Here is a 20,628-nt window from a genome sequence, read left to right as displayed (position 1 = left end):
CTTCAAGTGCAGTCCCTCTTCAAGTGCAGTCCATTCCATTACACAACAGATGCCGGTTTTGCCTGTGTCGGTTTTGTATGGCCAAGGCTGGTCAACAGATTACTCAACTCAACCAGCTCCGGGCGTCGCGCCAACACCGCTTCTATATAGGAAAAGAAGCGCGGTACGTCGGCGAGGTAGCGTGGCTTGCCGTCACGGTGGCAGATGCGGGCGAAAATACCGATCACCTTCAAATGCCGCTGCACGCCCATCAAATCACTGGCGCGACGGAATTCTTCGAACTCGTCCTGAACCGGGATGCCCGCCGCAGCGGCCTTGTTCCAATACAGCTCGAGCCAGCCCGCTACGCGCTCCTCCGGCCAGCTCAGGAACGCATCCTTGAACAGGCAAGTGATGTCGTAGGTGACCGGGCCATATACAGCGTCCTGAAAATCCAGCACGCCAGGGTTCGGTTCGCTGAGCATCAGATTGCGCGGCATGTAATCGCGGTGCACCAGCACCTTCGGCTGGGCCAGCGCGCTCTCGATCAGCAGATCGCTGACCGCCTGCCAACTGGCCTGCTGCGCCTGATCGAACTCCACGCCCAGATGACGCTTCACGTACCACTCGGGAAACAGCTCCAGCTCGCGGCGCAGCAGCGCCACGTCGTAACTGGGCAACGGTGCGTCCATCGGCAGTTGCTGGTAGGCGAGCAATGCGTCGATTGCGTCACTGAACAGCTGATCGGCGTTACGCTCGTCGATGACATCCAGATAGGTCTGACGACCCAGGTCATTCAACAAAAGGAAGCCCTGATTCAGGTCTTCGGCATAAATTTTCGGAACATTAATGCCCGACCCGCTCAATAAATGAGCAATATCCACGAAGGGTTTGCAGTTTTCCTGGGGTGGCGGCGCGTCCATGACAATAAAAGTGCGGCCCCCCCCCTCCCAGCGAAAGTAGCGCCGGAAACTGGCGTCGCTACTGGCGGCAGTCAACGTGGCCGGGGGTATCGGGCCCCAGCCCTGGGCCTTAAATAAAAGCGGGAGCTGCTCATCGAGCCAAACTTTCAGGTGTTGCAGGCGTACATCTTGATCTGGCATTGCAAGGGTCTCCGACGGCGCTAGCCGTCAAGCGGGTCATGCTTTATTATCCGACATCTTTTTCAGCCCATCGAGAGGCGTGCGGCCCCCCCGCGGGCAGATGGCGCGCAGGAAGCCCGGACTAATAAGATGGCATTGAAATCCCCCGCGTTTCGTAAAAAATTTCCGTTGCTCGTAACCGGCAGTTTGCTGGCGATGCAACCCCTGGCCGTCCCCTATGTGGTTGCCGCCGAACAGTATGACTGCTCGGTGTCTGCAACAGGTGCATGGGATTGCTCTCCGAAAACCAACGCAGCCCAGTTGCCTCCGCGCCCCGTGCACGACGCCAACAGTGTTTCGTCCAACAGCAACACGGCAGATGGCGCTCAGACGACCACCACCTCCGATGGCGAAGTCGTGCCCAAAACGATGCTGGTCACCGAGGCCAAGGGCCGTGGCCTGAAGTCGCGAAGTGCCGATTACAGTCACCTGGACTGGGTTCCGCGCGAGAAGCTGACCGCAGCCCAACTGGCTGAGACCGGTCCGTACTGCTCGGGCGCCTACATCGAACCGATCCGTCCGGGCATGGACGACAAGACGCCGAAGAGCGACGCACCGACTTTCATCGGCGCCAAGGCTTCGCGTTATCAGCAGGAAGAACAGGTTGCGACCCTGGCCGGTGACGTCGTCCTGCGCCAGGGCAGCATGCAGGTCGAGGCTGACGAAGCCAGCCTGCATCAGGCCGAGAACCGTGGCGAGCTGAACGGCGATGTCCGTTTGCGCGACAACGGCGCCCTGATCGTCGGCGACCACGCTGAAGTCCAGCTCGATACCGGCGAAGCCAAAGTCGACAACGCCGAGTACGTGCTGCACAAAAACAACGTTCGCGGTAACGCGCTGTATGCGCGTCGCGCGGAGAACGCGATCATCCGTTTGAAGGACGGCACGTACACCACGTGCGAACCGAACAGCAACGCGTGGACCGTGAAGGGCAACAACATCACCCTGAACCCGGCCACCGGTTTCGGTACTGCCACCAACGCCACGCTGCGCGTTCATGACATTCCGATCCTGTACACGCCGTACATCTACTTCCCGATCGACGACCGTCGCCAGTCCGGTTTCCTGCCACCGACCATCGGCACGAACACCGACACGGGCTTCTCGTTGCTCACCCCGTACTACTTCAACCTGGCGCCAAACTACGACGCCACGTTGTACCCGACCTACATGGCCAAGCGTGGCATGTTGCTGGAAGGCGAGTTCCGTTACCTGACCAAGACCAGCGAAGGTCAGTTCGGTGCGGCTTACCTGAACGACGACAACGACGATCGCAAGCTGCAGTCGGACTACAAAGACACCCGCTGGTTGATCAACTGGCAAGATCGCAGCGGTCTGGATTCGCGTCTGACCAGCAAGATCGACTACACCAAGGTCAGTGATCCTTACTACTTTAAGGATCTGAAAAGCGGTCAGGAAGGCGTTACGAATCACGACTTCCTGAATCAGCAAGGTGCGCTCTACTACCGTGGCGACAGCTACACCGCCACGCTGAATGCCCAGCAGTATCAGCTGACCACCATTACACAAATCACGCCTTATGCCCGCCTGCCTCAGCTAACGCTGAACGGTACGCTGCCGTATCGTCCCGAAGGCTTCAAGTTCGATTACGAGACCGAGCTGGTTCGCTTTGATCGTGATCTGCGTAATGGCCAGTACAGCGACGAAGACGGCATCCTCAGCAATCGCCTCGACACAAACGTTTCCGGGCTGGCGCGTGCAAACGGCGATCGTCTGAACCTGGCGCCTTCGATCAGCCTGCCGCTGACCGCGAGCTACGGTTTTGTAACGCCTAAGCTTAAATACGTTTACACCCAGTACGATCTGGACCTGGACGCGCAGGGCAAACGTACGTTGCTGGCCGATGAGACATACCGCAGTAGCGAGAATCGCAGCGTTCCGATCTTCAGCGTCGACAGCGGCTTGTACTTTGATCGCAACACCAACTGGTTCGGTAAAAACTACCGTCAGACGCTGGAACCTCGTGCGTACTACCTCTACGTTCCAGAGAAAGATCAGACCGACATTCCGGTTTTCGACTCGGGTGAAACCACGTTCAACTACGCCTCGCTGTTCCGCGACAACCGTTTCGTCGGCTCCGACCGTATCGGTGACGAAAACAAACTGTCGCTGGGCGTGACCAACCGCTGGATCGAAGACAACGGTTTCGAACGTCAGCGCGTGAGCATTGGTCAGGCGGTGTACTTTGCGGATCGCAAGGTGCAACTCCCAGGTATTTCCTTCGAAGACCGCAAAGATGCTCAGTCCGACGTGTCACCTTATGCACTTGAGTACGAATACCGCTTCAACCGCGACTGGCGCCTGAACTCCGATTTCAATTGGGATCCAGACAGCCGCAGCACTCGTTCGGGCAGCGCGATGTTCCATTACCAGCCTGAAGACGAACCGGGCAAGATCATCAACGCCGGCTATCGCTATCGTAACGATCAGGTCCGTTACGACCAGACAACTGGTCGCTGGACAGTCGGCGGCGGCGACGCGGTACTTCCGGACGGCTCAGTCATCAAGGATTACTACAAAATCCAGCAGCATGACTTCTCTGTTATCTGGCCGGTTGCGCCGCAATGGAGTGCAATCGCGCGCTGGCAGTTCGATTACAACCGCGACCGTACCCTCGAAGCCTTTGGTGGTTTTGAATATGACAACTGCTGCTGGAAGTTGCGTCTGATCAACCGTTACTGGGTCGATTACGACGAAACGACCCAAGAGGTTGCGCAAAACGAAAAAGGCGACCGCGGCGTCTTCCTACAAATCGTGTTGAAGGGACTTGGCGGCGTTGTTGGCCAAAAAGTTGAAAGCTTCCTCGACAAAGGCATCCAAGGTTATCGTGAACGTGAAGACCAAGCTTTCTGATTGTCTGCGCCCGCTGATGCTGGGCGCGCTGCTTATCGGTACTGTTGCGCACGCTGAAGTGCGCACCATCGACAAGGTAGTTGCCATCGTCGACAACGACGTGGTCATGCAAAGCCAGCTCGACCAGCGCACCCGTGAGGTTCAGCAAACCATCGCCAAGCGCGGGCAAGGCGTTCCGCCGGCCAGCGCACTGGAGCCTCAGGTTCTGGATCGTCTGATCCTGGAAAACCTGCAGATTCAGATCGGCGAACGCTCCGGCATTCGCATCAGCGATGAAGAACTGAACCAGGCGGTTGCCACCATCGCTCAGCGCAACAACATGAGTGTTGATCAGTTCAAGGCTGCATTGACCCACGACGGGCTGTCCTACACCAGCGCACGTGAGCAGATCCGCCGGGAAATGATCATCAGCCGTGTGCGTCAGCGCCGGGTTGCCGAGCGCATTCAGGTCTCGGAGCAGGAAGTGAAAAACTTCCTCGCTTCCGACATGGGCAAAGCTCAGTTTTCCGAAGAATTCCACCTGGCCAACATTTTGATCCCGACGCCGGACAGTGCATCGTCGGATCAGATCCAGGCCGCTGCAGCCAAAGCCAAGGACCTTTATGGCAAGCTGCAACAGGGTGCGAACTTCGAGCAGATGGCGATTGCGTCGTCCGCCAGCGAAAGCGCACTGGACGGTGGCGACATGGGCTGGCGTAAAGCCGCTCAACTGCCGCCTCCGTTCGGCGACATGCTGTCGTCGATGCGTCCAGGTGAGGTCACCCCTCCTGCACGCACACCGGGCGGCTTCATCATCCTGAAACTGCTGGAGAAACGCGGCGGCGAGACTCAGACCCAGATGCGCGACGAGGTTCACGTCCGTCATATCCTGATCAAGCCAAGCGAAATCCGCAGTCCAGCCGAGACCAAGCTGCTGGCGCAACGTATATACGACCGCATCCAGAATGGCGAAGACTTTAGCGAACTGGCGAAGAGCTTCTCGGAAGACCCGGGATCGGCGCTCAACGGTGGCGACATGAACTGGGTTGACCCGCGCTCGCTGGTTCCAGAGTTCCGCGACGTCATGAACGAGACGCCTCAGGGTGTCGTGTCCAAGCCGTTCGAGACCCAATTCGGCTGGCACGTTCTGGAAGTCCTCGGCCGTCGCTCGACTGACAGCACCAGTCAGGCCCGTGAGCAACAGGCGATGACCGTGCTGCGTAACCGCAAGTACGACGAAGAACTGCAAACCTGGCTGCGTCAGATCCGTGATGAAGCCTACGTCGAGATCAAGCTCCCCGGAGCTGATCAGGCGGCCAAGTGAAACCCCAGCGTTTCGCCCTGACACCCGGCGAGCCGGCCGGCATTGGTCCTGACCTTTGCCTGCTGCTCGCCGCGCAGTCCCAGCCCCATCCCCTGATTGCCATTACCAGCTGCGACCTGCTCACCGAGCGGGCCGTCCAGTTGGGCGTGGCTGTCAGTCTGATTCCCGTCACCCCCGCCGCCTGGCCCGATTCGCCCGCCCCCGCTGGCAGTCTGTATGTGTGGGACACCCCGGTTCAGGCGCCAGTGATTGCCGGCCAGCTCGACAAAGCCAACGGCAGTTTCGTGCTCGACACCCTGACCCGCGCCGGCCAGGGCTGCCTGGACGGGCACTTCGCGGGCATGATCACGGCACCCGTGCACAAGGGCGTGATCAACGACAGCGGCATCGCGTTCTCCGGACACACTGAATTCCTTGCCGAGCTGACCCACACCGAACAAGTGGTGATGATGCTGGCAACCGGTGATCTGCGCGTGGCGCTGGTGACCACTCACCTGCCCCTGCGTGACGTTGCCGACGCAATAACCGTTGAACGGCTGGAGCGCGTGACGCGCATCCTGCACGCGGATCTGGTCAACAAGTTCGGCATCGCCCGCCCGCGAATTCTGGTCTGCGGACTGAACCCGCACGCTGGTGAGAGCGGCCACCTGGGCCGCGAAGAAATCGACATCATCGAACCTACTCTGGCGCGTCTGCGCAGCGAGGGCCTGGATTTACATGGCCCGCTGCCTGCCGACACGCTCTTCACCCCCAAATATCTGGAGCACTGCGACGCAGTGCTGGCGATGTACCACGACCAGGGCCTGCCCGTGCTGAAGTACAAAGGCTTCGGCGCCGCGGTCAACATCACGCTGGGCCTGCCGATCATTCGCACCTCCGTGGATCACGGCACGGCGCTGGATCTGGCGGGCACCGGCAAGATCGACACCGGCAGCCTCAGGGTCGCTCTGGAAACCGCCTATCAGATGGCCGAGACCCATTCATGAACGAGCAATACCAACACAAGGCGCGCAAGCGTTTTGGCCAGAACTTCCTGCATGACGGTGGCGTGATCGACAAGATCCTGCGCTCCATTCGTGCCAAGGCCGAAGACCGCATGCTGGAAATCGGCCCGGGGCAAGGTGCACTGACCGCAGGCCTGCTGAGCAGCGGCGCGCAACTGGACGTCGTCGAGCTCGACAAAGACCTCGTGCCGATCCTCATGCATCAGTTCGGCAGCAAACCGAACTTCAGCCTGCATCAGGGTGACGCGCTGAAGTTCGACTTCACCAGCCTGAATGCTGCACCGAACAGCCTGCGTGTCGTCGGTAACCTGCCGTACAACATCTCGACGCCGCTGATTTTCCATCTGCTGCAGAACGCCCACCTGATCCGCGACATGCACTTCATGCTGCAGAAAGAAGTGGTGGAGCGTCTCGCGGCAGGTCCGGGCGGCGGTGATTGGGGTCGCCTGTCGATCATGGTTCAGTATCACTGCCGCGTAGAACATCTGTTCAACGTCGGCCCCGGTGCATTCAATCCGCCGCCAAAAGTGGATTCCGCCATCGTTCGTCTGGTGCCCCACGAAACCTTGCCGCACCCGGCCAAGGATCACCGCGTGCTTGAGCGCGTCGTCCGTGAAGCGTTCAACCAGCGCCGCAAGACACTGCGCAATACATTGAAAGCCCTGCTGACCAGCGAAGAGATCACCGAAGCCGGTGTCGATGGCAGCCTGCGTCCGGAGCAGCTGGACCTCGCGGCGTTTGTGCGCCTGGCCGACAAGCTCACCGAAAAGCCTGCCGTCGCCTGACCTTCTCGGGACATGTCCGGTCAAAGCCTCAGTGCTTGCTTATCCGTGACATGTCCTAGACTGACTTTCAACCTGGCCACTTCCGGCTTTCCCCGCTTTCGCTTTTAAGGCCTCTTGCATGTCTGATTCTCGTTACCAGGTCGACGTCAGCGTCGAGACCCGTTTCCTAGCAGAACAATCGCAGCCTGAGCACAATCGCTTCGCCTTCGCCTACACCATCACCGTACACAACAACGGCGAACTGCCCGCAAAGTTGCTGTCACGCCATTGGGTGATCACCGACGGCGACGGTCAGGTTGAAGAGGTTCGCGGCGACGGCGTCGTAGGCCAGCAGCCGCTGATACAGCCTGGACAAAGCCACACCTACACCAGCGGTACCGTGATGACCACCAAGGTGGGCAACATGCAGGGTACTTATCAAATGCTCGGAGAAGACGGCAAGCGCTTCGACGCTGTCATCGCCCCGTTCCGTCTGGCCGTCCCGGGGGCGCTTCACTGATGGCGGTCTACGCAGTCGGTGACCTGCAAGGCTGCCTTGAACCGCTGAAGTGCCTGCTCGAGCGCGTTGCATTCGAGCCCGGCAAAGACACGCTCTGGCTGGTCGGCGACCTCGTCAACCGAGGACCGCAATCACTGGAAACCCTGCGTTACCTCTACGCCATGCGCGACTCGATCGTCTGCGTGCTGGGCAATCATGACCTGCACCTGCTGGCGGCCGGCCGCAATATCGAGCGCCTGAAGAAAGGCGACACGCTGCGGGAGATTCTGGAAGCCCCGGACGCCGTCGAGCTGCTCGACTGGCTGCGCCAGCAGAAGCTGATGCATTACGATGCCGAGCGCGACGTCGCACTGGTGCATGCCGGGATCCCGCCGCAATGGACACTGAAAAAGGCGCTGCGCTGCGCCGAGGAAGTGGAACAGGCGTTGCGCGATGACAATCGGTTCGAACCCTTTCTCGACGGCATGTACGGCAACGAGCCTGCGAAGTGGGACAAGGATCTGCAGGGCGTCACCCGACTGCGCGTCATCACCAATTACTTCACGCGCATGCGTTTTTGCACCAGCGACGGCAAGCTCGACCTCAAGAGCAAGGAAGGCCTCGATAGCGCGCCGGCCGGTTACGCGCCATGGTTCAAGCACAAAGAGCGCAAGACCAAAGGTGTAAGTATCATTTTCGGGCACTGGGCCGCGCTTGAAGGCCGATGTGACGAACCCGGTGTGTATGCGCTGGACACGGGCTGTGTCTGGGGCGGCGCGATGACGCTGCTTAATGTCGACACTCGCGCGCTGATTCGCTGCGAATGCGACGAGCATGGCAACGCGAAGGCACCCGCCCCTGCGGCATTCCCCGTCAGCGAGCCCGTTCCACTGTAGCAGTAAGATCTCACTACGTTCTCGACCGTTCGAGGACCCGACGGCCCAGGAGCCCGAGCCATGACTGACTTCAAACGCATTTCACCCGAACAAGTCCATGCCCTGCGCGAACAAGGCGCCGTGCTGGTGGACGTGCGTGACGCGCAGACCTACGCGACCCAGCACATCCCGGATTCCCATCACCTCGACAACCATTCCATCGCCGACTTCATTCGCCAGGCCGATCTGGATAAACCCCTGGTCGTCCTCTGCTATCACGGCAACTCCAGCCAGAGTGCAGCAGCCTATCTTGTAGGTCAGGGCTTCTCCGAGGTCTACAGCATGGATGGCGGTTTCGAGTTGTGGAAAAGCAAATTTCCTGAAGAAACCGCGCAAGGCTGATCGAAAAATATTTTTGCTGACCGCTATCCCGCGTCCTACGCGGGCTCGCGCCCTCATCTGACGAACGGGTATGCCCTCTTCATCCCCATTGCTTCTTTCTGTGCCCGAATCCGAACTACTCTTAGCCTCAGGCCATCCGAATCAGGGGAGAGCCGGTACACCGGCGCGTGGGTCATCGGTAGCTACTTTTATGGTGTTTGGGGGGTAATGGCAGCCGCGTGATCGGCTTCCATCCAGCATCGACTGACGATCCGTCGCCGGCTCCACGTATCGAGCGAGGTGACGTCATGAGTATTTTTAGCCACTTCCAACAACGCTTTGAATCGACACGGCAGGAAGAGCTCTCGCTACAGGAGTATCTGGAGCTCTGCAAAACCGACCGCAGCGCATACGCTTCCGCCGCAGAACGTTTGCTGATGGCCATCGGTGAGCCTGAGTTGTTCGACACTTCGACCAATTCCAGGCTGTCCAGAATCTTCTCCAACAAGGTCATTCGGCGCTATCCGGCGTTCGAGGATTTCCACGGCATGGAGGACTGCATCGAGCAAATCGTCTCGTACTTCCGCCACGCCGCGCAGGGCCTGGAAGAGAAGAAACAGATCCTTTACCTGCTCGGCCCGGTAGGTGGCGGCAAGTCGTCCCTGGCTGAAAAACTCAAAACGCTGGTCGAAAAAGTACCGTTCTACGCCATCAAAGGGTCGCCGGTTTTCGAATCTCCTTTGGGCCTCTTCAAACCCACCGAAGACGGGACGATCCTCGAAGAGGACTACGGCATCCCGCGCCGGTACCTGAACACCATCATGTCGCCCTGGGCGACCAAACGACTGGCCGAGTTCGGCGGCGACATCAGTCAATTCAAGGTGGTGAAGCTCTACCCCTCCATTCTTAACCAGATCGCCGTCGCCAAAACCGAGCCCGGGGACGAGAACAACCAGGACATTTCGGCGCTGGTGGGCAAGGTCGATATCCGCAAGCTCGAGGAATACCCACAGAACGACGCCGACGCTTACAGCTATTCGGGCGCGCTGTGCCGGGCCAACCAGGGCCTGATGGAATTCGTGGAAATGTTCAAGGCGCCAATCAAGGTGCTCCACCCGCTGCTGACCGCCACCCAAGAAGGTAACTACAACAGTACCGAAGGCCTGGGCGCGATTCCGTTCACCGGTATTCTGCTGGCCCACTCCAACGAGTCGGAATGGCACAGCTTCCGCAACAACAAGAACAACGAAGCCTTCATCGACCGGATCTACATCGTCAAGGTGCCGTACTGCCTGCGGACCAGTGACGAGATCAAGATTTACGACAAGTTGCTTTTCAACAGCTCACTGGCCAAAGCCCATTGCGCGCCCGACACCCTGAAAATGCTCGCGCAGTTCACCGTCCTGTCGCGGCTTAAAGAGCCGGACAACTCCAACATCTATTCGAAGATGAGGGTCTACGACGGCGAGAACCTCAAGGACACCGACCCCAAAGCCAAGTCGATTCAGGAGTACCGCGACAGCGCCGGTGTCGACGAAGGCATGAACGGCCTCTCAACACGGTTTGCGTTCAAGATCCTGTCGAAGGTCTTCAACTTCGATCCTCACGAAATCGCCGCCAACCCGGTTCACTTGCTTTACGTGCTGGAGCAGCAGATTGAGCAGGAGCAGTTCCAGGCTGAAACCCGCGAGCGGTATCTGCGCTTCATCAAGGAATATCTGGCGCCGCGCTACATCGAGTTCATTGGCAAGGAAATCCAGACCGCGTACCTAGAGTCTTACAGCGAGTACGGTCAGAACATTTTTGACCGCTACGTGCTGTATGCGGACTTCTGGATTCAGGACCAGGAATATCGCGACCCGGAAACCGGCGAGATCCTCAATCGCGTTGCGCTGAACGAAGAACTGGAGAAGATCGAAAAACCGGCGGGGATCAGCAACCCGAAAGACTTCCGCAACGAGATCGTCAACTTCGTGCTGCGTGCCCGCGCCAACAACAACGGCAAGAACCCGACATGGCTGAGCTACGAGAAGCTGCGGGTCGTGATCGAGAAGAAAATGTTCTCGAATACCGAAGATCTGCTGCCAGTCATCAGCTTCAACGCCAAGGCCAGTAAAGAGGATCAGCAGAAGCACAACGACTTCGTCACACGAATGGTCGAGCGGGGCTACACCGATAAACAGGTAAGGCTTCTTTCCGAATGGTACCTACGGGTCCGGAAATCGCAGTAAGGCAGCTGCAAGCGTCAAGCTACGAGCTGCAAGGACAAGCACATCAAATCTGATTTCCGGATGACTGCTTCGACTTGCAGCTTGGGGCTCACAACTTGAAGCTCCCCGGAGGGGCCTATGAGCTATGTGATCGACCGACGTCTCAATGGCAAGAACAAGAGCACGGTAAATCGGCAGCGCTTTCTTCGCCGGTACCGTGACCACATCAAGAAGGCAGTTGAAGAAGCCGTCAGTCGGCGCTCTATCACCGACATGGAGCACGGCGAACAGATCAGCATTCCGGGGCGGGATATCGACGAGCCGGTGTTGCACCATGGTCGCGGCGGCAAACAAACGGTTGTTCATCCGGGCAACAAAGAGTTCACCACCGGTGAGCACATCGCACGTCCTCAGGGTGGTGGCGGTGGCAAAGGGCCTGGCAAGGCGGGCAATTCCGGCGAAGGCATGGATGAGTTCGTGTTCCAGATCACTCAGGAAGAATTTCTCGAATTCATGTTCGAGGACCTGGAGCTGCCCAATCTGGTCAAGCGCAACCTGAGCGGCACTGACACCTTCAAGACCGTTCGCGCGGGCATCAGTAACGAAGGCAACCCTTCACGGATCAACATCATCCGCACATTGCGCTCGGCACATGCGCGGCGTATCGCGCTGTCTGGCAGCAGCCGGGCCAAACTCCGCCAGGTTCAGGCTGAACTTGAACGGCTGAGGATCGAGGAGCCCGACAACTTCGGTGACATTCAGGAACTGGAAATCGAAGCGGCGAAGCTTCAAGCGCGCATTCGTCGCGTCCCGTATCTGGACACCTTTGACCTCAAATACAACCTGCTTGTCAAACAGCCGAACCCCAGCTCCAAAGCCGTGATGTTCTGTCTGATGGATGTTTCCGGCTCGATGACCCAGGCGACCAAGGACATTGCAAAGCGCTTCTTCATCCTGCTGTACCTGTTCCTCAAGCGTAACTACGACAAGATCGAGGTCGTCTTCATCCGCCACCACACCAGTGCGCGGGAAGTCGACGAAGAGGAGTTTTTCTATTCACGGGAAACCGGCGGCACCATCGTCTCCAGCGCATTGAAGCTGATGCAGGAAATCATGGCCGAGCGATACCCAACCAACGAATGGAATATCTACGCAGCCCAAGCCTCGGATGGCGACAACTGGAACGATGACTCACCCATTTGCCGCGACATCCTGATCAAACAGATCATGCCGTTCGTGCAGTACTACACCTACGTCGAAATCACCCCGCGCGAACATCAGGCGCTGTGGTTCGAATACGAGCGCATCGGCGAAGCCTTCGCCGACACGTTCGCCCAGCAGCAGCTGGTCTCTGCCGGTGATATCTATCCGGTGTTCCGTGAACTCTTCCAGCGCAGGTTAGTGACATGACCGCTAGAGAGCAGAAGCGCCAACCCCTCTCCACGGGTTCAGAGTGGACGTTCGAACTGATCCAGGCGTACGACCGGGAGATCAGCCGCATCGCCGAACGTTATGCGCTGGACACTTACCCCAACCAAATCGAAGTGATCACCGCCGAGCAGATGATGGACGCCTATGCGTCCGTCGGCATGCCGTTGGGTTATCACCACTGGTCCTACGGCAAGCACTTCCTTAGTACCGAAAAATCCTACTCGCGCGGGCAGATGGGGCTGGCCTACGAGATCGTCATCAACTCCGACCCGTGCATCGCCTATCTGATGGAAGAGAACACTATCTGCATGCAGGCGCTGGTTGTGGCCCATGCCTGCTACGGGCACAACAGCTTCTTCAAGGGCAACTACCTGTTCCGTACCTGGACCGACGCCAGTTCGATCATCGATTACCTCGTGTTCGCCAAGCAGTACATCATGCAGTGCGAAGAGCGTCACGGGATCGATGCGGTCGAGGATCTGCTGGATTCCTGCCACGCGCTGATGAATTACGGCGTCGATCGCTACAAGCGGCCCTACCCGATTTCGGCGGAGGAAGAACGCCGCCGCATGAAGGACCGGGAGGAGCATCTGCAGAAGCAGATCAACGACCTGTGGCGCACGATTCCGAAAAGCGCGAGCAAGAACGACAAAGAGGATTTCTCACGCTTCCCCGCCGAGCCTCAGGAAAACATCCTCTACTTCATCGAAAAACACGCACCGTTGCTGGAGCCCTGGCAGCGTGAAGTCGTGCGCATCGTGCGCAAGATCGCCCAGTATTTTTACCCGCAGCGTCAGACTCAGGTGATGAACGAGGGCTGGGCCACGTTCTGGCATTACACGCTTATGAATGATCTGTACGACGAGGGGCTGGTGACTGACGGCTTCATGCTGGAATTCCTGACCTCTCACACCAGCGTTGTCTACCAGCCTGGGTTCGACAGTCCCTACTACAGCGGTATCAATCCCTACACGCTGGGGTTTGCGATGTATCAGGACATCCGGCGGATGTGCGAGCACCCGACTGAGGAAGACCGTCAATGGTTTCCTGATCTGGCCGGCACCGACTGGCTGACGGCGGTGAAGTTTGCCATGAGCAGTTTCAAGGACGAGAGCTTCATCCTGCAGTACCTGTCGCCCAAGGTGATTCGTGACCTGAAGTTGTTCAGCATCCTCGACGATGATCAGAAAGACGATCTCCTCGTGCCTGCCATTCACGATGAAACCGGCTACAAGGTGATTCGTGAAACCCTCGCCGCGCAATACAACCTCGGCAACCGCGAACCTAACGTGCAGATCTACAGCATTGACCGCCGCGGCGACCGCTCGCTGACCCTGCGTCATCAGCAGCACGACCGCAAACCCCTCGGTGACTCCACGGACGAAGTGCTCAAGCACCTGCATCGGCTGTGGGGTTTTGATATCCATCTGGAAACGCTGCAAGGCGACCAGGTGATGAAAGTCCACCATGTGCCGCCGAGAAGCGAACACGCTGACAGTGAATATCCCCGGCTGGACCTGGCGGTCGTCCACTTATAAACCCTGAGTGTTTCCAGCCTCCGCGATCGCGACTTAAGGTTTATCCTGTCGCCCTCACGGAGGCTTTTTTATGCAGATTTATAAAGTTGGCGGCGCAGTACGCGATCGCCTGCTTGGCAAACCGGTCACTGATATCGACTGGGTAGTAGTGGGTGCGTCGACCGAAGAGATGCTGGTCAAGGGCTACCGCCCGGTGGGAACGGATTTCCCGGTCTTCCTGCATCCGCTGACCGGTGAGGAATACGCGCTGGCCCGCACCGAACGCAAGACCGGCAAAGGCTACGGCGGCTTTGTTTTTCACGCCCATCCGGACGTCACGCTGGAGCAGGATCTGATCCGCCGCGACCTGACCATCAATGCTATTGCCGAAGACAAAAACGGCCAACTGACTGATCCTTATCACGGCCAGCAGGACTTGGAAGCCCGAGTATTGCGTCACGTTTCCCCCGCGTTCGCCGAAGATCCACTGCGTGTCCTGCGCGTGGCTCGCTTCGCTGCGCGCTATGCCCCTGATGGTTTTACTATCGCCCCGGAAACCCTCGATCTCATGCGTCAGCTGAGCAGCTCAGGTGAACTGGAAGCACTGACACCGGAACGCAGCTGGAAGGAAATTTCCCGCGCGCTGATGGAAAAAGAGCCCCAGGTGTTCATTGAGGTCCTGCGTGAATGCGGCGCCCTGAAAGTGCTGATGCCAGAAGTCGACGCGCTGTTTGGCGTGCCTCAGCCGGAAGCCCATCACCCTGAAATCGACACCGGTGTGCACGTCCTCAGCGTACTGCATCAGTCTGCCGTGCACCGGCAGCCGCTAAGCGTGCGTTGGGCATGCCTGCTGCATGACTTGGGCAAGGGACTCACGCCGCAAGAGGAATGGCCCCGCCACATCGCCCATGAGCACAAAGGGCTCAAAGCGATCAAGGCAATGAACCAGCGTTTTAAGGTGCCAAGGGACTGTCAGGAACTGGCGCTGCTGGTGGGCGAATACCACACCCACGGCCATCGCGCGCTGGAATTGAAGCCGTCGACATTGCTGGATTTGCTGCAGAGCTTTGACGTGTATCGCCGACCGCAGCGTTTCGAGGAATTCATCGCCGCCTGCGAAATGGACGCCCGAGGCCGCAAGGGGTTCGAGGAGCGCACGTACCCGCAAGCCGAATATCTGCGCGGTGCTGCCGAGGCGGCCCGGCAAGTGGCGGTTCAGCCGCTATTGGAGAAAGGTTTTCAGGGCCAACAACTGGGCGAAGCGCTCAAGCGGGAGCGGCTGGATACGCTGAAGGTGTACAAGGCGTCGTATCAGCTCTAAGCGCCGAGTTGGCTGCGGCTTAGTGGAGCCCCCTGTAGGAGGCCTGTTATACCGCAGCCAGCAGGAGGGCCGGGGTGAGTTGCTCACCGCGCCATTCGAAGGCGACCGGCCAAAGTTTCTGATCGATGTTCGCGTCGGCCCAAAGCCGGGCGAACGACACGCCGGCCTCAGGGTGCAGACGCTGCGGCGCTATCAGCGACAACGGCCACAGCACGAACGCGTTTTTGAGGATTTCGGCGCGGGGCAGAATCAGGCCGTCGAAATTGCCGACCTGCTCGTCATACAGAAGGACGTCGATATCCAGCGGTAGACCCTTGCGATCAGGGGCATAGCGGCCGTTATCGGCTTCGATGAATTTGAGGCGGCGGTCCAATTCAGTCAGCGGCAGATCCGTCAGCGCGCTAACCACAAGATTGAAAAATGGCCCGCTTTTGATCCCCACCGGATGACTTTCGAACACCGGCGAGCAGGTCATGTCGGTGAGGAAGCCGGCAAGGGCGTCGAGGCCGGCGCACAGATGGCGCTCCCGCTCGATATTGCTGCCCAGTCCCAGAAAAATCCGCGTCAGCGACATCCGCGCTCGATCTCCACCCCAACGCCCTTCGCCGCTGGCACGGCTCCCGGCTTGGTCAATTTGAGGTGCAGCCAGGGAATGTTGAACTCGCTCATCAGCACTTCGGCCAGTCGCTCGGCAAAGGTCTCGACCAGCTGGAATTGAGAAGCTTCGGCGAATGCCTGAATCCGCGCGGACACACTGGCGTAATCGAGCGCTTTGCTCAGGTCATCGCCTGCGGCTGCAGGCCGATTGTCCCAGGCAAAACTCAGGTCCAGACGCAGGCACTGGCGAATGCCACGCTCCCAGTCGTAGGCGCCGATGACGGTATCGACCTCCAGACCTTCAATGAAAACTCTGTCCAAGCCTATCTCTCCGCTGCACGACAAGGGCGCGATGCGCCGTTAGAATCAAGGCACCCTCGCCCGGAATGGTTACCATGTTTTGGTTACTGGCGGTCCTCGCCTACCTGCTCGGCTCACTGTCCTTCGCCATCCTGATCAGCCGCATAACCGGTCGCCCGGACCCGCGCGCCAGTGGCTCGGGCAACGCCGGCGCCACCAACATGCTGCGCCTGGCCGGCAAGAAACTCGCCGTGCTGACCCTGATTGGCGACGTCTGCAAAGGCATGATTCCGGTGCTGATTGCCAGAGGGTTGGACTTGGACCCGCGGCTGCAAGCCTGGATCGGACTGTGCGCCGTACTGGGGCATCTGTTCCCGTTGTACTTCCGTTTTCGTGGCGGCAAGGGCGTGGCCACTGCCGCCGGCATGTTGCTGGCGTTATATCCGCCAGCCGCCCTGCTCGCCATCGGCGCCTGGCTGCTGACGTTCTACCTGACCCGCACCAGTTCACTGGCCTCGTTGATCGCCACGCCGCTGACGTTGCCGCTGCTTGCATGGCAGGAACCCCACGCCTTGCTGCCGATGAGTGTGTTAACGCTGCTCATCGTCTGGCGCCATCGGGGCAATCTACGCGACCTGTTTGCCGGGCGCGAACGGCATTTCTGAAGCGACACACTGTCACGACCCTATCCAGCCGCTTGCACCGCCTTGCCATCAGAGACCTGGCAACTGCTCCATCGGCCAGCGCGCTTGAACCGTAATGCTCAGACTTTCCCTCTGCCCTGCCTGCAAACGCTGGCAGCCGGCAAAGGCGATCATCGCGCCGTTGTCGGTGCAGAACTCAGGCCTGGCGTAATAGACATTCCCACCCAGGCCATCGAGCATCTGCTCCAGCGACAGGCGCAACGCCTTGTTCGCGCTCACGCCGCCGGCGATGACCAGACGCTTGAGTCCGGTCTGCTTCAGCGCGCGTTTGCACTTGATAGTCAAAGTGTCCACCACCGCCTGCTGGAAGGCCAGCGAGATGTCGCAACGGGTTTGCTCGCTGTCGTCCCCGGCGCTCTGGCACTGCTGCCAGGTGTTCAGGGAGAAGGTTTTCAAGCCGCTGAAGCTGAAATCCAGCCCGGGGCGGTCCGTCATCGGACGCGGGAAAACAAAACGCCCGGCCACACCGGATTGCGCCAGACGTGAAATCTCCGGACCGCCGGGGTAATTCAGGCCCATCATCTTCGCGGTTTTGTCGAAGGCTTCGCCGGCGGCGTCGTCCAGGGTTTCGCCAAGCAGCTCGTAAAGACCAATGCCATCGACGCGAACCAGCTGCGTATGGCCGCCTGAAACCAACAAAGCGACGAACGGAAACTCAGGGGGATTTTCCTCCAGCATCGGTGCCAGCAAATGCCCTTCCATGTGGTGGACACCCAGTGCCGGGATGTCCCACGCAAACGCCAGAGCCTGTGCGCATGAGGCCCCCACCAGCAGAGCCCCTACCAGCCCCGGGCCTGCGGTATAAGCGATGGCATCGATCTGGGTCACGGCGCAGTCGGCCTCGGCCAACACCTGACGAATCAAGGGCAGCATGCGTTTTACGTGGTCACGGGAGGCGAGCTCCGGGACCACGCCGCCATAGACGCGGTGCAGGTCGATCTGGCTGAATAATGCATCGGCAAGCAGCCCGCGTTCGCTGTCGTACAGCGCGACACCGGTCTCATCGCAGGAAGTTTCCATTCCCAGTACTAGCATGGGGTACGCCTTGTTGGGGCTGAATTCGAAGGCGCGCATAATAGTCGCCGCTCATGCCTGCGACCAGTGCTTTTCGATCAGAGGCTTTGCATTCCGCGAAGCAAGGGGTTAACATCCGCAACCCTTAAAAACCGACGTACTTAGTGCAAGCGTTGCAGTAAGCGTTGACCCCGGTAATGAATGAAGGTAGCTCTGGATGCCAGCCGTCAAAGTTAAAGAGAACGAACCCTTCGACGTAGCTCTGCGTCGTTTCAAGCGCTCCTGCGAAAAAGCCGGTGTTCTGGCTGAAGTTCGTAGCCGCGAATTTTACGAGAAGCCGACTTCTGAGCGTAAGCGTAAAGCAGCAGCTGCTGTTAAGCGTCACGCCAAGAAAGTACAGCGCGAACAGCGCCGCGCCGTTCGTCTGTATTAATACAGGCGTCTGACGCAAGCTTCTGCCTTGCCCGGCCTTCAAAGCCGGGCTGTCGGCAGTTGCAGTTTTAGCCTCAAGCATCACCGATCAAGCAACACAAGACAGAGGCTGTTGACGCCGCAGATGCGACCGAGACACACCCCGTCGATTTCCTCCAGCCTGATTCAGGCCGCGTTGGCCCGTCTACACTGACCAAGCAACCGTCGTTACGGTTTGGATTCGCCACGATATTCCTGGCGGGGCGCCTGATGATGAGAACGCCATGGCCGGACTGATTCCCCAAGGTTTTATTGACGACCTCCTGAACCGCACCGACATCGTCGATGTTGTCAGCTCACGCGTTCAATTAAAAAAGACCGGCAAGAACTTCAGCGCCTGTTGTCCTTTCCATAAAGAGAAGACACCGTCGTTCAGCGTCAGCCCGGACAAACAGTTCTATTACTGCTTCGGCTGCGGTGCGGGTGGCAATGCCCTCGGCTTCATCATGGACCACGACAACCTGGATTTCCCTCAGGCTGTCGAAGACCTGGCCAAAGCGGCCGGGATGGAAGTCCCTCGCGAACAAGGTGTAAAAGGGCAAAAGCCCCGGCAGCCTACCGATTCGCCGCTCTACCCTCTATTAACAGCCGCCGCCGATTTTTACCGGGCTGCGCTGAAGAGCCATCCAACGCGAAGATCTGCGGTGGAATACCTGAAAGGCCGCGGCCTGTCAGGCGAGATTGCCCGCGACTTCGGACTGGGCTTCGCCCCTCCTGGCTGGGACAACCTCTACAAACACCTTAGCAGCGATACCCTTCAACAGAAGGCGATGATCGATGCCGGCCTGCTGATCGAAAACGCCGAAACCGGCAAACGCTACGACCGTTTTCGCGACCGGGTGATGTTCCCCATTCGCGACAGTCGCGGCCGCGTGATCGCATTTGGCGGGCGGGTACTGGGCGACGACAAGCCCAAATACCTGAACTCTCCTGAAACCCCGGTGTTTCATAAGGGTCAGGAGTTGTACGGTTTATTCGAAGCTCGGAAATTTAACCGTAACCTGGACGAGATTATCGTCGTCGAAGGCTACATGGACGTTATTGCACTGGCCCAACAAGGTCTGCGCAACGCCGTTGCGACGCTGGGTACGGCGACCAGTGAAGAGCATTTGAAGCGGCTTTTTCGTGTGGTACCGAACGTGCTGTTCTGCTTCGACGGTGATCAGGCTGGCCGAAACGCCGCCTGGCGCGCACTGGAAGCGACGATTCCCGGTCTACAGGACGGCCGGCGCGCGAGGTTTCTGTTTCTCCCCGAGGGGGAGGATCCCGACACCCTTGTGCGCGCCGAAGGCACTGACGCGTTCAAGGCGAGAATCAACCAGCACGCTCAACCGCTGGCTGACTATTTTTTCGAGCAGCTGACCAAGGAGGCCGATCCGCGCTCCCTGGAAGGCAAGGCGCACTTGGTGACACTGGCCGCGCCGCTGATCGAAAAAGTGCCGGGCGCCAATTTGCGCGAGCTGATGCGTCGACGCCTCAAAGAAATCACCGGGCTGGACACCGCTGCGGTCAACCAGTTGATGCAGTCCGCCCCGGCGGAAGCTCAGCCCAGCTACGATCCCGGCTTCGATTACGAAGCCGTGCCGGATTACGGCGATTACCAGCAGCATGATTACCAGGCGCAGCAGGAATGGACACCGAACGCGCCGGGCGGTCAGCAGAAGAAATGGGACAAGAAGCCGTGGGACAAAGGCAAGAAATGGGACAAGAACGGCAAGCGTCCTGATTTCGAACCTCGCGGACCACGCACACCGGCGACGGTTGAGCCGCCGGCGCTGACAGCACTCAGAACGTTGCTGCATCACCCTGAACTGTCAGCACAGGTAGCTAACGCTAGTACGTTCGCCGATGAAGAGAACGTGTATTCGCAGCTGCTGGTGGCGCTGATTGACGCTACACAGAAAAACCCGAAGCTGCGAACGATGCAATTGATTGCCCGCTGGCATGGCACCGATCAAGGACGATTATTGCGTCAACTGGCAGAAAAGGAATGGCTGATCTCGGCCGATAACCTTGAACAACAGTTTTTCGACACTATAACTAGCTTGTCTGCCCGCCAACGCGAGCGACATCTGGAGCAATTGATCAGGAAGGAACGGCAGTCAGGCCTGAGCGCAGAAGAAAAAGTTCAGCTGCTCAACCTGTTAAATCGCAAAGTTCCTGCACAAACCCCGACCTCAACTGGCGTGTGAGGTCATAGCTCGGGTATAATCCCCGGCTTGTTTTTTGCCCGCCAAGACCT

The 20,628-nt window shown here is 58.8% G+C and carries 18 protein-coding genes; 14 read left to right on the top strand and 4 right to left on the bottom strand.

Going from position 1 to position 20,628, the window contains the following annotated elements; genetic code table 11:
* Positions 1-38: 38 nt before the first annotated feature.
* Positions 39-1,082 carry an aminoglycoside phosphotransferase family protein gene (locus BMY98_RS07845; RefSeq protein WP_074886994.1) on the bottom strand — a complete coding sequence of 348 codons (1,044 nt, stop codon included), beginning with the start codon at positions 1,080-1,082 and terminating at the stop codon, positions 39-41.
* A 129-nt stretch (positions 1,083-1,211) separates the two neighbouring features.
* Between BMY98_RS07845 and BMY98_RS07840 the strand changes: the two genes are divergently transcribed.
* The 11 genes from BMY98_RS07840 (at position 1,212) to BMY98_RS07790 (ending at position 15,300) form a co-directional block, all read left to right on the top strand.
* The gene (locus BMY98_RS07840; protein ID WP_074886987.1) at positions 1,212-3,995 is read left to right on the top strand and encodes an LPS-assembly protein LptD; all 2,784 of its coding nucleotides are present in this window, start codon (positions 1,212-1,214) and stop codon (positions 3,993-3,995) included.
* Complete coding sequence (locus tag BMY98_RS07835; RefSeq protein WP_074887093.1) at positions 3,976-5,298, top strand: peptidylprolyl isomerase; 1,323 nt, start codon at positions 3,976-3,978, stop codon at positions 5,296-5,298. The genes BMY98_RS07840 and BMY98_RS07835 overlap by 20 nt, the downstream gene beginning before the upstream one ends.
* Positions 5,295-6,284, top strand: a complete 990-nt coding sequence (gene pdxA, locus BMY98_RS07830; RefSeq protein WP_074886984.1) for a 4-hydroxythreonine-4-phosphate dehydrogenase PdxA — start codon at positions 5,295-5,297, stop codon at positions 6,282-6,284. Before BMY98_RS07835 ends, pdxA begins: the two co-directional genes overlap by 4 nt.
* On the top strand, positions 6,281-7,087 hold the full coding sequence (gene rsmA, locus BMY98_RS07825) for a 16S rRNA (adenine(1518)-N(6)/adenine(1519)-N(6))-dimethyltransferase RsmA (protein WP_074886981.1): 807 nt from the start codon (positions 6,281-6,283) through the stop codon (positions 7,085-7,087). The genes pdxA and rsmA overlap by 4 nt, the downstream gene beginning before the upstream one ends.
* A 118-nt stretch (positions 7,088-7,205) precedes the next feature.
* Entirely contained in the window at positions 7,206-7,586 is a 381-nt protein-coding gene (gene apaG / locus BMY98_RS07820) for a Co2+/Mg2+ efflux protein ApaG (RefSeq protein ID WP_065991335.1), read from the top strand.
* Positions 7,586-8,461, top strand: a complete 876-nt coding sequence (locus BMY98_RS07815; RefSeq protein ID WP_074886978.1) for a symmetrical bis(5'-nucleosyl)-tetraphosphatase — start codon at positions 7,586-7,588, stop codon at positions 8,459-8,461. The genes apaG and BMY98_RS07815 overlap by 1 nt, the downstream gene beginning before the upstream one ends.
* Positions 8,462-8,521: 60 nt before the next feature.
* Positions 8,522-8,842: a thiosulfate sulfurtransferase GlpE gene (gene glpE, locus BMY98_RS07810; RefSeq protein ID WP_074886975.1), complete on the top strand. Its 321-nt coding sequence runs from the start codon at positions 8,522-8,524 to the stop codon at positions 8,840-8,842.
* Between the two features lie 287 nt (positions 8,843-9,129).
* On the top strand, positions 9,130-11,052 hold the full coding sequence (locus tag BMY98_RS07805; protein WP_074886971.1) for a PrkA family serine protein kinase: 1,923 nt from the start codon (positions 9,130-9,132) through the stop codon (positions 11,050-11,052).
* 117 nt (positions 11,053-11,169) lie between these two features.
* A complete protein-coding gene (locus BMY98_RS07800) occupies positions 11,170-12,441 on the top strand; it encodes a YeaH/YhbH family protein (protein WP_074886967.1) in 1,272 nt (423 codons plus the stop codon).
* Entirely contained in the window at positions 12,438-14,000 is a 1,563-nt protein-coding gene (locus tag BMY98_RS07795) for a SpoVR family protein (protein ID WP_074886964.1), read from the top strand. Before BMY98_RS07800 ends, BMY98_RS07795 begins: the two co-directional genes overlap by 4 nt.
* Positions 14,001-14,070: 70 nt before the next feature.
* Positions 14,071-15,300 (top strand): multifunctional CCA addition/repair protein, encoded by a 1,230-nt coding sequence (locus tag BMY98_RS07790; RefSeq protein WP_074886962.1) that lies wholly within the window; start codon positions 14,071-14,073, stop codon positions 15,298-15,300.
* Positions 15,301-15,346: 46 nt separating this feature from the next.
* Here the strand turns inward: BMY98_RS07790 and folK are convergent, their stop codons facing one another.
* A complete protein-coding gene (gene folK / locus BMY98_RS07785; RefSeq protein ID WP_074886959.1) occupies positions 15,347-15,874 on the bottom strand; it encodes a 2-amino-4-hydroxy-6-hydroxymethyldihydropteridine diphosphokinase in 528 nt (175 codons plus the stop codon).
* Positions 15,865-16,218 (bottom strand): dihydroneopterin aldolase, encoded by a 354-nt coding sequence (gene folB, locus BMY98_RS07780; protein WP_074886956.1) that lies wholly within the window; start codon positions 16,216-16,218, stop codon positions 15,865-15,867. Before folB ends, folK begins: the two co-directional genes overlap by 10 nt.
* Positions 16,219-16,292: 74 nt before the next feature.
* On the opposite strand from folB, the gene plsY reads away from it, so the two are divergent.
* A complete protein-coding gene (gene plsY, locus BMY98_RS07775; RefSeq protein ID WP_074886952.1) occupies positions 16,293-16,862 on the top strand; it encodes a glycerol-3-phosphate 1-O-acyltransferase PlsY in 570 nt (189 codons plus the stop codon).
* A gap of 48 nt (positions 16,863-16,910) precedes the next feature.
* Here plsY and tsaD read toward each other — a convergent pair whose 3' ends face one another.
* Complete coding sequence (gene tsaD, locus BMY98_RS07770) at positions 16,911-17,936, bottom strand: tRNA (adenosine(37)-N6)-threonylcarbamoyltransferase complex transferase subunit TsaD (protein ID WP_074887092.1); 1,026 nt, start codon at positions 17,934-17,936, stop codon at positions 16,911-16,913.
* 196 nt (positions 17,937-18,132) lie between these two features.
* On the opposite strand from tsaD, the gene rpsU reads away from it, so the two are divergent.
* Together rpsU and dnaG are read left to right on the top strand one after the other, a co-directional pair.
* The gene (gene rpsU, locus BMY98_RS07765; protein ID WP_002551877.1) at positions 18,133-18,348 is read left to right on the top strand and encodes a 30S ribosomal protein S21; all 216 of its coding nucleotides are present in this window, start codon (positions 18,133-18,135) and stop codon (positions 18,346-18,348) included.
* Between the two features lie 262 nt (positions 18,349-18,610).
* Positions 18,611-20,578 (top strand): DNA primase, encoded by a 1,968-nt coding sequence (dnaG, locus tag BMY98_RS07760; RefSeq protein WP_074886949.1) that lies wholly within the window; start codon positions 18,611-18,613, stop codon positions 20,576-20,578.
* The last annotated feature ends 50 nt before the right edge of the window (positions 20,579-20,628 follow it).

The organism is Pseudomonas graminis (assembly GCF_900111735.1).
GTDB classification, from domain to species: domain Bacteria; phylum Pseudomonadota; class Gammaproteobacteria; order Pseudomonadales; family Pseudomonadaceae; genus Aquipseudomonas; species Aquipseudomonas graminis.
This window is presented reverse-complemented; position numbering and strand designations above follow the sequence as displayed.